This window comes from Flavobacterium sp. (genome assembly GCF_965284515.1).
Classification (GTDB): Bacteria; Bacteroidota; Bacteroidia; order Flavobacteriales; family Flavobacteriaceae; genus Flavobacterium.
Genome location: NZ_OZ260089.1, coordinates 1,601,737 through 1,615,279, shown reverse-complemented (window position 1 = coordinate 1,615,279; position 13,543 = coordinate 1,601,737). Strand labels below are relative to the sequence as shown.

The window sequence follows — 13,543 nt, the reverse complement described above, 5'->3', positions numbered from 1 at the left end:
TTTAAATTATTTAATAGTTAATAGTCTGTTCTTTAAATCTTGGTCAAAAACATATATATACCATAATTCGGTATTATTATATGTTTGCTTTACTTTATTAGACAAACTTTCAAAAAAGGAAAGACCTTTAATGTAATAATTATAATATTCTGGATCTGTGTTTTTGAATTCATCTAGTTGATTAGATGGAATATCTTTTACTACCAATAAATCGGAATCAGAAAAATTATGTGAAGAAACTTTCCTGTCTAATTTATATGACAAATCATAAAATTTTACTTTCTGTTTAAGCACACATCCGGGTGGTAAATTATAATTTGAGGTCTTTGATTCTTGGGCTTTAACAAAATTTAAGCATAAAAATGCTATAAAAATTAATAGAGTAGTTTTTTTCATAATTTAACAAGTTGTCTAGATTTTCGGTTGAAATTTAGATTTTTTTTAACAAAATGACAAATTTTTATCACAATTTTTTTAAACTAAAAAAGAAATAAAACAATCTAAAAAAAAACAAATGCTATATATAGTTGACTTGACAATATCATTTTATGTAAAAAACATTAAATAAATGTAACAAATTTTTTATCTATACAACTAATTCATATATTTACTTTTTACAAAAAAAAATGAAAAAAATATTTATCCCTATTTCTGCAATTTGTATTTTAATTTCAAGTTGCTCTACAACAAAAACTACGCAATCAAAAACTGCCGATGTTTCAAAGTACATGAACTCAATAACAGCAAACGAACTTAGCGATCATTTGTACCTTGTAGCCTCTGACGCTATGGAAGGTAGAGACACCGGTACAAAAGGTCAAAAAGAAGCTGGAAAATACTTAATTGAACAATATTCTAAAAATGGAATTTCTTTTCCTCCAGGTGCTGAAAATTGGTACCAAAAAGTACCTTCAGAATTTATGGCAAAAGGATTTTCACCTAAATTACCAGATTCTGAAAACATATGGGCTTTTATTAAAGGTAGTGAAAAGCCAGAAGAAATTGTAGTTATTTCAGCTCATTATGATCATGTTGGAATGAAAAATGGTGAAGTTTATAATGGAGCCGATGATGACGGATCAGGAACAGTTGCATTATTAGAAATTGCTGAAGCTTTTAAAACGGCTCAAAAAGAAGGTTTTGGCCCTAAAAGATCAATTTTATTTCTACATGTAACGGGCGAAGAACATGGATTACATGGTTCTAGGTATTATTCTGAAAACCCTTTATTTCCTCTAAAAAATACTGTTGTTGATATAAACATAGATATGGTTGGAAGAAGAGACTTCTTACATCCAAATACTAACAATTATATTTATGTTATTGGTTCTGATAGATTGAGTAGCGAACTTCATACAATTAATGAAGAAATGAATGCTAAGTATACAAAACTTGAATTAGATTATAAATATAATGACAGAAACGATCCAGAAAGAATTTATTATCGTTCTGATCACTACAATTTTGCAAAAAAAGGAGTGCCAGCTATTTTCTTTTATAATGGTAATCATGACGATTACCACAAAGCGTCAGACACACCTGATAAAATTGAATATGATGCATTAGCAAAAAGAGCACAACTTGCGTTTACTTTGGCTTGGGAAATTGCAAATAGACCTGAAAAAATTAAAGTTGACAGAGACGGTAAATAATTTTTTCTCAAATTATAAATAAAAAACTCCTGAATTTTCAGGAGTTTTTTATTTATAGCCATGTTATCGTAAAAATTTAGAATACAAACATTGCTCTTTCCCCCATTAATTCATTCACCTCATCAGCAACTTGTTCCAAAACATCTTCATCAGTATAATTCATAATAACTTTATCAATTAATGCTACTATAGTTTCCATATCACTTTCCACTAAACCTCTTGTAGTAATAGCTGGAGTTCCAACTCTTATTCCTGAAGTTACAAATGGTGATTTATCATCAAATGGAACCATGTTTTTATTCACAGTAATTTCTGCTTTAACTAATGCGTTTTCAGCTTCTTTACCAGTTATGTTTTTATTTCTTAGATCAATCAACATCATGTGATTATCAGTCCCTCCAGAAATGATGTCGTACCCTCTCTTAACAAACGCTTCAGCCATAGCTTTTGCATTTTTTTGAGTTTGTAAAGTATATCTGAAAAATTCATCAGTTAAAGCCTCACCAAAAGCAACAGCTTTAGCAGCAATTATATGCATTAAAGGACCTCCTTGATTACCAGGAAAAACAGACATATCCAACACATGTGACATCATTCTCACATCTCCTTTAGGCGTTTTTAAACCCCAAGGGTTTTCAAAATCTTTACCCATCATAATCATTCCTCCTCGTGGTCCTCTTAAAGTTTTATGAGTAGTTGTTGTTACAATATGACAATGAGGAATTGGGTCAGACAATAATCCTTTAGCAATCATACCAGCAGGATGAGAAATATCTGCTAATAATAATGCGCCAACACTATCTGCAATTTCCCTAAAACGAGCAAAATTCATATCACGAGAATAAGCCGAAGCTCCAGCAATAATCATCTTTGGTTTTTCAGCTAATGCAATTTCTTGGATTTTATCGTAATTTAAAACTCCAGTTTCTTTATCTACACCATAAAAACTTGGTGTATATAATTTACCTGAAAAATTTACAGGTGAACCATGAGTTAAATGCCCTCCATGAGACAAATCAAAACCTAAAATTTTATCTCCAGGTTGCAAACAAGCTGCAAAAACAGCAGTATTAGCTTGAGAACCAGAATGAGGTTGAACGTTTACATAAGCAGCACCAAAAAGTTCTTTTGCTCTATCAATTGCAATTTGTTCTACAATATCCACCACTTCACAACCACCATAATAACGCTTACCAGGATAACCCTCAGCATATTTATTAGTTAAAACAGAACCAGCTGCTTCCATAACTTCATCACTTACAAAGTTTTCTGAAGCGATAAGTTCTAATCCGTGAATTTGTCTGTCTTGTTCATCAAGAATAAGGTCAAAAATTTGTTCGTCGCGTTGCATTTCAATAAATATTCGTTAAAATTAGGTCAAAATTACGAAAAAGGTTTGTTAAATTGATAGTAAACTTTATATTTGGTTTATAATTTTTCAACAACAAATCAACACACAAAATATGTCAAATATTGCAAATGATCCAAAAAGAACTTCATGGATACATGTTCCGCACAATAGCGATTTTCCAATTCAAAACATTCCATTTGGCGTTTTTATAACAAAGAATGACGATATTACGATAGGCACACGAATAGGTGATACAGCTATTGACATGGGTGCTTTACAAAGACTTGGTTATTTTAAAGGAATAGAACTAACTGACGATATGTTCATGCAAGATACTTTAAATGACTTTATTTCTGATGGAAAAAAAACTTGGCGTTTAGTAAGAAATAGATTGGCTGAACTCTTTGACCAAAATAACCCACTTCTTCGTGACAATGAAAAAGAAAGAGAGATTATTCTTTTTGAAATGAGCGAAATTGAAATGTTACTTCCAGTACAGATTGGGGATTATACTGATTTTTACAGTAGTAAAGAACATGCCACTAATGTAGGAATGATGTTTCGTGACCCAGAGAATGCTTTATTACCCAACTGGTTACATATTCCTGTTGGTTACCACGGAAGAAGCTCTACAATTGTTCCAAGTGGTGTTCCTGTAAGAAGGCCAAATGGGCAAACTTTACCAGCTGGAGAAACTAATCCTGTTTTTGGTCCTTCTCGATTAGTTGATTTTGAATTAGAAACAGCTTTCATAACAACAGATGCAAATTTGATGGGAGAACCAATTCCAGTAAATGAAGCAGAAGATTACATATTCGGAATGGTATTATTTAATGATTGGAGCGCAAGAGATATTCAAAAATGGGAATATGTGCCACTAGGACCGTTTTTAGCAAAAAACTTTGCTTCTTCAATCTCTCCATGGATTGTTACTATGGATGCTTTAGAACCTTTTAGAGTAAAAGGCCCAGAGCAGTCTCCTACCCCATTTCCATACTTACAACAAACAGGAAATCACTCATTTGACATTAATCTACAAGTGGGAATCCAACCAGAAAATGGTGTTGAAACAATCGTTTCTAAATCTAACTTCAAATACATGTATTGGTCAATGGCTCAACAATTAGCTCATCATACGGTGAATGGATGTAGAGTAAATTCAGGTGATATGATGGGAAGTGGAACGATTTCAGGTCCAACTCCAGACAGTTATGGTTCAATGTTAGAATTATCTTGGGGAGGAAAAAACACAATTCCAATGAAAGATGGCTCAGAAAGAAAGTTCATTAACGATAATGATACTGTTATTATTAAAGGATTTTGTAAAAACAGTGAAGTTAGAATTGGTTTTGGAGAATGTTCTAGTAAATTATTACCCGCTTTAGAATTAAAATTTTAAGTAAAATCTTTATTTTTAAAAAAAACTCCGATAGAAAATTATCGGAGTTTTTTTTTAGCCCTGATGGAAGTGGCATCCTTTTTGTTTTTGATAAAAAAAGCAAAAAGATAAAACGGACAGCAGGAGATTGCTTCAAAAAAATTATCTTTGAAAAATAAATACCAAAACTTATGAGAAAAATTACTCTATTACTTATTGCTACTTTATTTGTTGCTTGTGGTGTCAAACAAACGCAAACATTATTAAGCAATGGAAATTACGATGCAGCAATAGACAATGCAATAAACAGCTTGAGTTCAAATAAGACTTCTAAAGGAAAACAAGATTATGTTTATTTATTAGAAGAAGCATTTGCAAAAGCAAAAGCTAGGGACATCAACAGCTTAAATCTTCTAAAAAAGGAGAATAATCCTGCTAATTATGAGCGAATTTTTAATTTATATTCACAATTAAGAAATCGTCAAGAAAGAATTAAGCCTTTATTGCCTTTAGCTCTTCATAAAGAAGGGAGAAATGCTATTTTTCCTATGGATGATTATTCAGATCAAATTATAGAAAGTAAAAACAGACTATCTGGATATTTGTATAGCAATGCAAAAAAATTAATGAACTCTTCTAATAAAATGGATTTCAGACAAGCTTTTGATGATTTAATGTATTTAGACAAATTAAATCCAAATTATCAAGATGTAAGAGCTTTAATGGATCAAGCACAGTTTAAAGGAACTGATTTTGTTCATGTATACACTAAGAACGAAACTAATATGGTAATTCCTGCTCGTCTTCAAGATGATTTACTAGATTTTAGTACATATGGAATTAACGACAAATGGACTGTTTATCATAACAACAAACAAAAAAACATTAAATATGATTTTGGAATGATTGTAAATTTTAGACAAATCAACATCTCTCCTGAACAAGTTAAAGAAAGACAATTTGTAAAAGAAAAACAAATTAAAGATGGTGTTAAAACACTTTTAGATAATAATGGAAATGTTGTAAAAGACAGTTTAGGGAATCCTATAAAAGTTGATAATTTTAAATCAATAACAGTTAGCATATATGAATTCACCCAATTTAAATCGTGTCAAGTTACCGCTAAAGTAGATTATATTGATTTTAGAAATAATCAATTAATAGATGCATTTCCTGTAGCAAGTGAATTTGTTTTCGATTATATCTATGCAAATTATAACGGAGATAAGCGTGCTTGTGAAGATTCTTATTATCAATATTTTGACCGTAGAGCAGTTCCTTTCCCTTCGAACGAACAAATGGTCTACGATACTGGTGAAGATTTAAAAGCCAAACTTAAGAGCATTATTACCAATAATAAGTTTAGACGATAATAGTCAAAAGTCCTGCAAATTGCAGGACTTTTTTTATACAAATTTATTAAGTATTTCAGCTTCTATATCACTATGTGTAGAACTAAAAATAGCTACTCCATCTTTTACCAAAATTAATTGAGGTGATTGATGCACAACCTGAAAACGTTCTGCAATTTCATTTGAAATGTTTCTATGATTTAATAAATCTAAGAAAAAAGGTTCTAGTTGTTCAGAACTAAAATTATAATCATTTTCAAACTGTTTCAAAGCAAATCTACTTATACTACATCGTGTACTGTGCTTAAAAAGAATAACAGGTTTTTCATAGGAAAGCGCAATTGCTTCATCTATTACTTTTAAATCATCTAACTGATTCCATTTTATTTTTGAAGAAGAATTATCTTCTTCATTTGATCCAAATATGTTATTGAAAAAACTCATTTTGTCTTATTTTCTGACATTTTGACTTGTTTATTTAGCACAAACACTTGCGAATCAGTCATTTTGTCTTAGTTTTTATAAGGGTATGTTATTTGACTATTGAATTACAAATTTACATGAATTATTCCGAATAAAAAGTAATACAACTAACACATAAAAAAATGAACTTAAATAATTTAACCATTAAATCGCAAGAGGCTTTACAACAAGCACAGCAAATTGCACAAGCTCTCGGGCATCAACAAATTGAAAACGAACATATTTTTAAAGGATTATTAGAAGTTGATGAAAATGTAACTCCTTTTCTACTTAAAAAACTAAATTTAAATATCGATCTTTTCAAAAAAATATTAGAGAGTACTTTACAAAGTTTTCCAAAAGTAACTGGAGGTGAAATTCAATTGTCTCGTGATGCGTCTAGAATGCTAAATGAAGCTATTGCTATTGCTCAAAAAATGAAAGATGAGTATGTTTCAATAGAGCATTTAGTATTGGCTATTTTCAAGTCAAAAAGTAAAGTAGCTCAAATCTTAAAAGATCAAGGTGTAACTGAAAAAGGATTAGAAAGTGCCATTGCTGAATTAAGAAAAGGAGAAAATGTTACTTCTGCATCTGCTGAAGAAACATATAATGCATTAAATAAGTATGCAAAAAACCTAAACGAATTAGCACGTAACGGAAAATTAGATCCAGTAATTGGTCGTGATGAAGAAATTCGTAGAGTTCTTCAGATTTTAACTCGAAGAACAAAAAACAACCCTATGCTTGTAGGTGAACCTGGTGTGGGTAAAACCGCAATTGCAGAAGGATTAGCCCATAGAATTGTAGACGGAGATGTACCTGAAAATCTAAAAGATAAAATAGTATACTCATTAGATATGGGAGCATTGATTGCCGGAGCAAAATATAAGGGAGAATTTGAAGAACGATTAAAAGCAGTAGTGAAAGAAGTCACTTCTGCCGAGGGAGATATTGTATTATTTATAGATGAAATTCACACGCTTGTTGGTGCTGGTGGTGGCGAAGGTGCTATGGATGCAGCAAATATTTTGAAACCAGCTTTAGCTCGTGGTGAACTTCGTGCCATTGGAGCAACAACTTTAGATGAATATCAAAAATATTTCGAAAAGGACAAAGCTCTAGAAAGACGTTTTCAAAAAATCATAGTAGACGAGCCAGATACCGAAAGCGCCATTTCAATTCTTCGTGGGATTAAAGAAAAATACGAGACACATCATAAAGTTCGAATACAAGATGATGCTATTATTGGTGCTGTGGAATTATCGCAACGATATATCACCAATCGTTTTCTTCCAGACAAAGCAATTGATTTAATGGATGAAGCAGCTTCAAAATTGCGAATGGAAATCAATTCTAAACCAGAAGAATTAGACGTTTTAGATAGAAAAATAATGCAGTTAGAAATTGAAATTGAAGCCATAAAACGTGAAAATGATGAAACGAAACTGAAAGGTTTAGGTTTAGATTTAGCTAACTTAAAAGAAGAACGTAATGAAATTTTCAGCAAATGGAAATCTGAAAAAGATGTTGTTGATGCTGTTCAAAACGTAAAACAAGAACTTGAAGATTTTAAACTTGAGGCAGAACGTGCAGAACGCGATGGTGATTATGGAAAAGTAGCTGAAATTCGATATGGAAAAACAAAAGAAGCGCAAGAACGATTAGATGCCTTACAAAAACAATTAGCTGAAAATCAAGACGGAACTTCTTTAATTAAAGAAGAAGTAACTCGTGAAGATATTGCAGAAGTTGTTGCAAAATGGACAGGTGTTCCGGTAATGAAAATGCTTCAAGGTGAAAGAGAAAAACTTTTAAAATTAGAGGATGAACTTCACCAAAGAGTTGTAGGACAAGAAGAAGCTATTGTGGCAGTTAGTGATGCTGTTCGAAGAAGTCGTGCAGGATTACAAGACATGAAAAAACCTATTGGTTCTTTCTTATTTCTTGGTACAACAGGTGTAGGTAAAACCGAACTTGCAAAAGCTTTAGCCGAATATTTATTTGACGATGAAAATGCAATGACTCGTATAGATATGAGTGAATACCAAGAACGTCATAGTGTAAGTCGTTTAGTTGGTGCACCTCCTGGATATGTAGGTTATGATGAAGGTGGTCAATTAACAGAAGCTGTTCGAAGAAAACCTTATTCAGTTGTTTTATTAGATGAAATTGAAAAAGCACATCCTGATACTTTTAATATATTATTACAAGTTTTAGATGAAGGAAGATTAACGGATAATAAAGGACGTGTTGCCGATTTTAAAAACACAATTATCATTATGACTTCTAATATGGGAAGTGATATTATTCAAGATAAATTTGATAATTTAAAAGGTAGTGTTGAAGCAGCTACTGAGGTTGCAAAAACAGAAGTTTTAGGCTTATTGAAACAAACTGTGCGTCCTGAGTTTATCAATCGTATTGATGAAATCGTATTATTTACACCTTTAACTACTGAAAATATAAGAAAAATTGTTTCTATTCAGTTGAAAAATGTGACTAAAATGCTGGCGCAACAACAAATTACAATGGATGCTACTGAGGAAGCGATTGACTATTTAGCACAAAAAGGCTTTGATCCTCAATATGGAGCGCGACCAGTTAAAAGAGTTATTCAACGAGAAGTATTAAACGCATTATCAAAAGATATATTAGCTGGAAAAATCACTACAGACAGCATTATTCTTCTTGACAGCTTTGAAGGTAATTTAGTGTTTAGAAATGAGTAATTAACATACATTAGTTTGATTAAGTCCCCAAAGAAATATTCGCTTTGGGGATTTTTTATTTATATTTGATATTAAACATTTATATATGAGAAATATTATTTTAAAAAATGGCCTTTTAGGTGGATTAATTGTTTCAATCGTAATGATTTGCATGACAATGTATATGAAATCTAATCCAGAAAACGAACCAAATGCAATTGTAGGCTTTGCAAGTATGCTAATCGCTTTTGTCTTTCTTTTTCTAGGTGTGAAGAAAGTTAGAGAAACAAATGATGGTAAAATTACTTTTGGAAAAGGTTTTCTAACTGGATTATACATTGCTTTAATCATTTCAACAATCTATGTATTCGTTTGGTTGATTATTTATTATAATTTCTTTCCAAACTTTATGGAACAATACAGTGATTTGGTACTTAATAAATTAAAAGATGCCGGAGACGTTGAAGCTTTGACTGCGAAAACTGAAGAAATGGAAATGATGAAAGAATGGTATAAAAACCCGTTAATGATTATACTTTTAACGTTTATGGAAATACTACCAATCGGAATTGTTGTTTCTTTAATTTCTGCATTAACTTTAAAAAAGAAATAACCTAAAAAAAAGTCTAAAGTTAAAAACCTTTAGACTTTTTTATTCATACTATAATAATTTTAATCTAATCCTTTTAAAATCTCTCCATTAGAAGAAAGTAAAAGTTTTTTAGTTTTTCTTTCTTTTTTGATTTTTATAGAGTACTCTTTTTTATCAATATGCCCTTCACTTTGAGCATATAAATATTTATCATTTACAATATCCCAACCTGGGAATGTTTTAGTTACAGAATACAAAACTTCATTTGGTAAAATGATATTTTCGTATTTTTCAATAACATTGATTAATTTCCCCTTATGATCGTATTTTGCAGTTAAAGTCCCTTTTTCATTTTTCATGATGACTAAATAAGTATCAAAACCCTCATAATCTTTTCCTAAATCATAAGCCATAAAAAAATCCTGCATTTGTTGAACATTTAAATCAGGATGTTTTTCTGGAAGATAAATTGAGAAATCATCTCCTATTTTAGTCAATACAATTTCAGGTAATTCTCTCAGTTCTAAATTATCATTATTAAGATCGCTAAGATTATTTCTATTTTGCGAAAATACTAATGATGTCATGCATAGTAATGTTAAAACAATTGTTTTCATAATAAACGTTTTTTAAATTAGTATATCAAAATAATTTAAAACTTTCAAGGCATTTTATTTACTTCCCCTTTTTGGTTGTTGGTTATATTTTAAATTATTATATCTTTATCTTAAATAAATCGTTTAGTGTTACAAATTTAGCCATTACAACTCAAATAATCTGTTAATACAATAGTTGTAATTAGTTAATTTAAAGTTATACTTTTTAGACTGACATTACATATAACAGATAAAATTACACTACTAAAACTTTAACTTATTTATATACCATTCATAGAGTATTTCGTTAATAATTTAATAAAAAATGAAGTCGTTAAACTTTACACCTTTCCCAACACTTGATTCTGATCGTTTAAGATTTAGAAAACTAACAGATGATGATGCTCCTGAAATTTTAAAATTACGAGGTAATCCACAAACAATGGAATTTATTCCAAGACCTTTACTTGTGGATATTGACGGTGCTTTAGCGCATATTAAATTAATTAATGATAAAATTGATGAAAATTTAGATATCAATTGGGCAGTTACTAAAAAAAACAATGACAATTGTATTGGAATTATGGGTTTTTACAGAACACAACCCGAGCATTTTAGAACAGAGTTAGGCTATATGATTCTACCGGAACATGCAGGAAAAGGATATGTTACAGAGGCCGTAAATACACTCTTAAATTTTGCTTTTCATAAACTAAACTTTCATTCTATCGAAGCTGTTATAGATTCTAGACACATAGCATCAGAACGTGTTTTAATAAAAAATGGTTTTACAAAAGAAGCACACTTTAAAGAGAACTTTTATTATAATAACGTATTCACAGACACTGTTATATACAGTCTTTTAAAACGAAATTTTAAAACGTGCTAATTTCAATTTTGAATAAATCGCTTGAAGCTAAAATCAACACTAAAGGTGCCGAATTAGTTTCGTTATCTAAAGACAGCTTTAATTACATTTGGGAAATTGATGAAGAGTTTTGGAATAAAACCTCACCTGTTTTATTTCCTATTGTTGGGAGTTTAAAAAATAACGAGTATAGTATTGATGGCAATAAATATTCTCTAAACAGACATGGTTTTGCAAGGGATTTAGAATTTGAACTTTTAGAACACGAGGAAGATTTTGCCCTTTTCTGTTTAAAATCAAATGATGAAACGCTTAAAAATTATCCATTTCATTTTGAATTACAAATAAAATATCAACTTAAAGCAAATGAACTTGATGTTACTTATAAAATAATTAATAATTCAGATATAAAAATGCCTTTTAATATTGGGGCACATCCTGCATTTAAAATTGATTATAATATATTGGACTATTGTTTAGAATTTAATGTCTTAGAAAGCTTTAAAAGCCACAAACTGAGAGATGGTTTATTTGCTGAAGAAATTGAATTTATTAAAAGTAAAGATAATATAGTTTTTTTATCTGAAAAACTTTTCGAAAATGATGCTTTAGTTTTTAAAAATATAAATTCAAATTCAATAAGGCTAAAGTATTTTGAGAAAGACTATTTAATAATTAGTTTTTACAATTTTCCTCATGTTGGCATATGGAAAAAACCAAAAGCTCCTTTCTTATGTATTGAACCCTGGACAGGCTATACAGATAGCATAAACTCTAATGGAAAAATATTTGATAAAGAAAGTATTCAAATTTTACATCCCAAATGTTTTTTTGAATGTAAAATCAAAATAGAAGTATAAAAAAATCCTGTCTCTCAACAGGATTAATATTTTAGATTAATTTATGAATTCGATTAACAGGTATAACAACACCTTGTTTCAAAATTACTCTATTATCGGTTACTCCCCAAATAGTAGTTTCAACCATTTTATAGGAGTTATCATCCTCAAAATATATTTTTATTTTAACATGTTCAAGATTGCCTAGGGTTAAGGCTCTATCTAAATCTTGTTTTCTTTGTTTAATATCATCTGCCTCTTCAAGCACTTCTGTATTAGGAAAATTTAAAGAAGATATTAATTCTTTGTCAATAATTTGATATTCAGCAGTCATAGTCATTAATTAGTTGGTTAGTTTAACATAAAGTTATACTTTTTTTTAAAATAAAATGGTTTTTAAATAAAAAAATGAGCTTTTAAGCTCATTTTTTTATTTAACTTTTATAATTAATAGGTCTTTTATCCCTTTATTTTCAGCAATATCTAAATCGTTACTTTCTGTTTCTCCAATAATAACAATTCCTTTATCTTTAGTTTCTTTAGCATCATATGCAAAGTCATAACTTGATCCACCAAATGTTTTTTGCCATAACAATCCTCCAGACGGACTAATAATTAATGCCCAAAAATCATTCTCTCCTTTATTATCATTAATATCTAAATCCGAACTTCTAGTATGACCCGAAATAACAAAATTACCATTTGAAAGTGTACTTATTGAATTAGCAAAATCAAAACCAGTACCTCCAAAAGATCTATCCCAAATTTTATTTCCATTATCATCTATATTAACAACCCAAACGTCATTATTACCTTTATTTGATGTAATATCTCCATCTGTACTATTCGATGTTCCAGCAATTAAATAAGTATTATTGAGTGATTTAGCTATTCCATATGCTTGGTCTAATCCAGAACCTCCAAAAGACTTTTTCCAAACTAAACTTCCTGTTGAATTTATTTTAAGTACCCAATAATCATAACTTCCATGGTTATCAGTTACATCAAAATCAGAACTTTCAGAATAACCAACCATAATTAAACCTCTATCATTTGATTCTAAAACATCATATACTCTGTCGTTTTGAGTTCCACCAAAATATACATCCCATTCTTTTTCACCAGAGGCATTTAATTTTATTCCGTAGTACTCTCCAACCCCATGCATGACAACATTTCCAGAACGTCCTAATCCAGCATAATCTGCAAAACCTGTTATAAAATATCCACCATCTGAAGTCGAAATTATTTTATGAGCATGGTCGTGACTCATATACCCGTAACTTTTTTTCCAGATTAAATTACCATTTGCATCCGTCTTAAAAATAAAAAAATCGTGCATTCCTAAATTACTAGGAACATCTCCATCACTACTTTTACTATAACCTGCAACTGTTAGAGATGAATCACTATTCTCAATTATACTGTATCCTAAATCATCTAAATTACCTCCATAAGTCTTACTCCAAACCAAGTTCCCGTTTACATCATATTTAGACAACCAAATATCTTCTTCTAAATATCTTTTATCAGTAATATCACCTCCTGAACTTTTAGTATTTCCTACAACTACAACTCCTCCATCAGAAGTAGCAAAAAGTCCTCTAACAAGCTCTTCATCGGAACCTCCAAAAGTCTTAATCCATTGAATTTCTCCGTTAAAATAATTTTGATTTCCATTGTCATCGTTAGAACACGAAAACAATAATATTAAACTTAATGCAACTAGAATTCTTTTCATA

General features: G+C 30.2%; 13 protein-coding genes. 7 read left to right on the top strand and 6 right to left on the bottom strand.

Annotated features, from left to right (window positions below; genetic code table 11):
• Window positions 1-6 precede the first annotated feature (6 nt).
• On the bottom strand, window positions 7-264 hold the full coding sequence (locus ACQ65T_RS07475) for a hypothetical protein (protein WP_430400460.1): 258 nt from the start codon (window positions 262-264) through the stop codon (window positions 7-9).
• Window positions 265-626: 362 nt separating this feature from the next.
• On the opposite strand from ACQ65T_RS07475, the gene ACQ65T_RS07470 reads away from it, so the two are divergent.
• Window positions 627-1,652 (top strand): M28 family metallopeptidase, encoded by a 1,026-nt coding sequence (locus tag ACQ65T_RS07470; protein WP_430400459.1) that lies wholly within the window; start codon window positions 627-629, stop codon window positions 1,650-1,652.
• Window positions 1,653-1,728: 76 nt separating this feature from the next.
• On the opposite strand, the gene glyA is transcribed toward ACQ65T_RS07470, so the two are convergent.
• Entirely contained in the window at window positions 1,729-3,003 is a 1,275-nt protein-coding gene (gene glyA / locus ACQ65T_RS07465) for a serine hydroxymethyltransferase (protein WP_430400458.1), read from the bottom strand.
• A gap of 112 nt (window positions 3,004-3,115) precedes the next feature.
• Here glyA and fahA point away from each other — a divergent pair, with 112 nt between their 5' ends.
• Together fahA and ACQ65T_RS07455 are read left to right on the top strand one after the other, a co-directional pair.
• Window positions 3,116-4,402, top strand: a complete 1,287-nt coding sequence (fahA, locus tag ACQ65T_RS07460; RefSeq protein ID WP_430400457.1) for a fumarylacetoacetase — start codon at window positions 3,116-3,118, stop codon at window positions 4,400-4,402.
• Between the two features lie 170 nt (window positions 4,403-4,572).
• Window positions 4,573-5,754 (top strand): hypothetical protein, encoded by a 1,182-nt coding sequence (locus ACQ65T_RS07455; RefSeq protein ID WP_430400456.1) that lies wholly within the window; start codon window positions 4,573-4,575, stop codon window positions 5,752-5,754.
• Between the two features lie 33 nt (window positions 5,755-5,787).
• Here the strand turns inward: ACQ65T_RS07455 and ytxJ are convergent, their stop codons facing one another.
• The gene (ytxJ, locus tag ACQ65T_RS07450; RefSeq protein WP_430400455.1) at window positions 5,788-6,177 is read right to left on the bottom strand and encodes a bacillithiol system redox-active protein YtxJ; all 390 of its coding nucleotides are present in this window, start codon (window positions 6,175-6,177) and stop codon (window positions 5,788-5,790) included.
• A 161-nt stretch (window positions 6,178-6,338) separates the two neighbouring features.
• On the opposite strand from ytxJ, the gene clpB reads away from it, so the two are divergent.
• Complete coding sequence (gene clpB, locus ACQ65T_RS07445; RefSeq protein ID WP_430400454.1) at window positions 6,339-8,927, top strand: ATP-dependent chaperone ClpB; 2,589 nt, start codon at window positions 6,339-6,341, stop codon at window positions 8,925-8,927.
• Between the two features lie 85 nt (window positions 8,928-9,012).
• Window positions 9,013-9,519 carry a DUF4199 domain-containing protein gene (locus ACQ65T_RS07440; RefSeq protein ID WP_430400453.1) on the top strand — a complete coding sequence of 169 codons (507 nt, stop codon included), beginning with the start codon at window positions 9,013-9,015 and terminating at the stop codon, window positions 9,517-9,519.
• A gap of 59 nt (window positions 9,520-9,578) precedes the next feature.
• Here ACQ65T_RS07440 and ACQ65T_RS07435 read toward each other — a convergent pair whose 3' ends face one another.
• The gene (locus ACQ65T_RS07435; protein WP_430400452.1) at window positions 9,579-10,115 is read right to left on the bottom strand and encodes a hypothetical protein; all 537 of its coding nucleotides are present in this window, start codon (window positions 10,113-10,115) and stop codon (window positions 9,579-9,581) included.
• A 304-nt stretch (window positions 10,116-10,419) separates the two neighbouring features.
• Between ACQ65T_RS07435 and ACQ65T_RS07430 the strand changes: the two genes are divergently transcribed.
• Complete coding sequence (locus ACQ65T_RS07430) at window positions 10,420-10,983, top strand: GNAT family N-acetyltransferase (protein WP_430400451.1); 564 nt, start codon at window positions 10,420-10,422, stop codon at window positions 10,981-10,983.
• A complete protein-coding gene (locus ACQ65T_RS07425) occupies window positions 10,977-11,822 on the top strand; it encodes an aldose 1-epimerase family protein (protein ID WP_430400450.1) in 846 nt (281 codons plus the stop codon). Before ACQ65T_RS07430 ends, ACQ65T_RS07425 begins: the two co-directional genes overlap by 7 nt.
• A 31-nt stretch (window positions 11,823-11,853) precedes the next feature.
• Here ACQ65T_RS07425 and ACQ65T_RS07420 read toward each other — a convergent pair whose 3' ends face one another.
• Both ACQ65T_RS07420 and ACQ65T_RS07415 read right to left on the bottom strand, forming a co-directional pair.
• Window positions 11,854-12,141 (bottom strand): hypothetical protein, encoded by a 288-nt coding sequence (locus ACQ65T_RS07420; RefSeq protein WP_430400449.1) that lies wholly within the window; start codon window positions 12,139-12,141, stop codon window positions 11,854-11,856.
• A 90-nt stretch (window positions 12,142-12,231) separates the two neighbouring features.
• Complete coding sequence (locus ACQ65T_RS07415) at window positions 12,232-13,542, bottom strand: hypothetical protein (RefSeq protein ID WP_430400448.1); 1,311 nt, start codon at window positions 13,540-13,542, stop codon at window positions 12,232-12,234.
• Between the last annotated feature and the right edge of the window lies 1 nt (window position 13,543).

Coding starts and splice junctions, on each gene's coding strand:
- ACQ65T_RS07470 (WP_430400459.1), top strand. CDS start 627: ATGAAAAAAATATTTATCCCTATTTCTGCAATTTGTATTTTAATTTCA.
- glyA (WP_430400458.1), bottom strand. CDS start 3,003: ATGCAACGCGACGAACAAATTTTTGACCTTATTCTTGATGAACAAGAC.
- fahA (WP_430400457.1), top strand. CDS start 3,116: ATGTCAAATATTGCAAATGATCCAAAAAGAACTTCATGGATACATGTT.
- ACQ65T_RS07455 (WP_430400456.1), top strand. CDS start 4,573: ATGAGAAAAATTACTCTATTACTTATTGCTACTTTATTTGTTGCTTGT.
- ytxJ (WP_430400455.1), bottom strand. CDS start 6,177: ATGAGTTTTTTCAATAACATATTTGGATCAAATGAAGAAGATAATTCT.
- clpB (WP_430400454.1), top strand. CDS start 6,339: ATGAACTTAAATAATTTAACCATTAAATCGCAAGAGGCTTTACAACAA.
- ACQ65T_RS07440 (WP_430400453.1), top strand. CDS start 9,013: ATGAGAAATATTATTTTAAAAAATGGCCTTTTAGGTGGATTAATTGTT.
- ACQ65T_RS07435 (WP_430400452.1), bottom strand. CDS start 10,115: ATGAAAACAATTGTTTTAACATTACTATGCATGACATCATTAGTATTT.
- ACQ65T_RS07430 (WP_430400451.1), top strand. CDS start 10,420: ATGAAGTCGTTAAACTTTACACCTTTCCCAACACTTGATTCTGATCGT.
- ACQ65T_RS07420 (WP_430400449.1), bottom strand. CDS start 12,141: ATGACTATGACTGCTGAATATCAAATTATTGACAAAGAATTAATATCT.
- ACQ65T_RS07415 (WP_430400448.1), bottom strand. CDS start 13,542: ATGAAAAGAATTCTAGTTGCATTAAGTTTAATATTATTGTTTTCGTGT.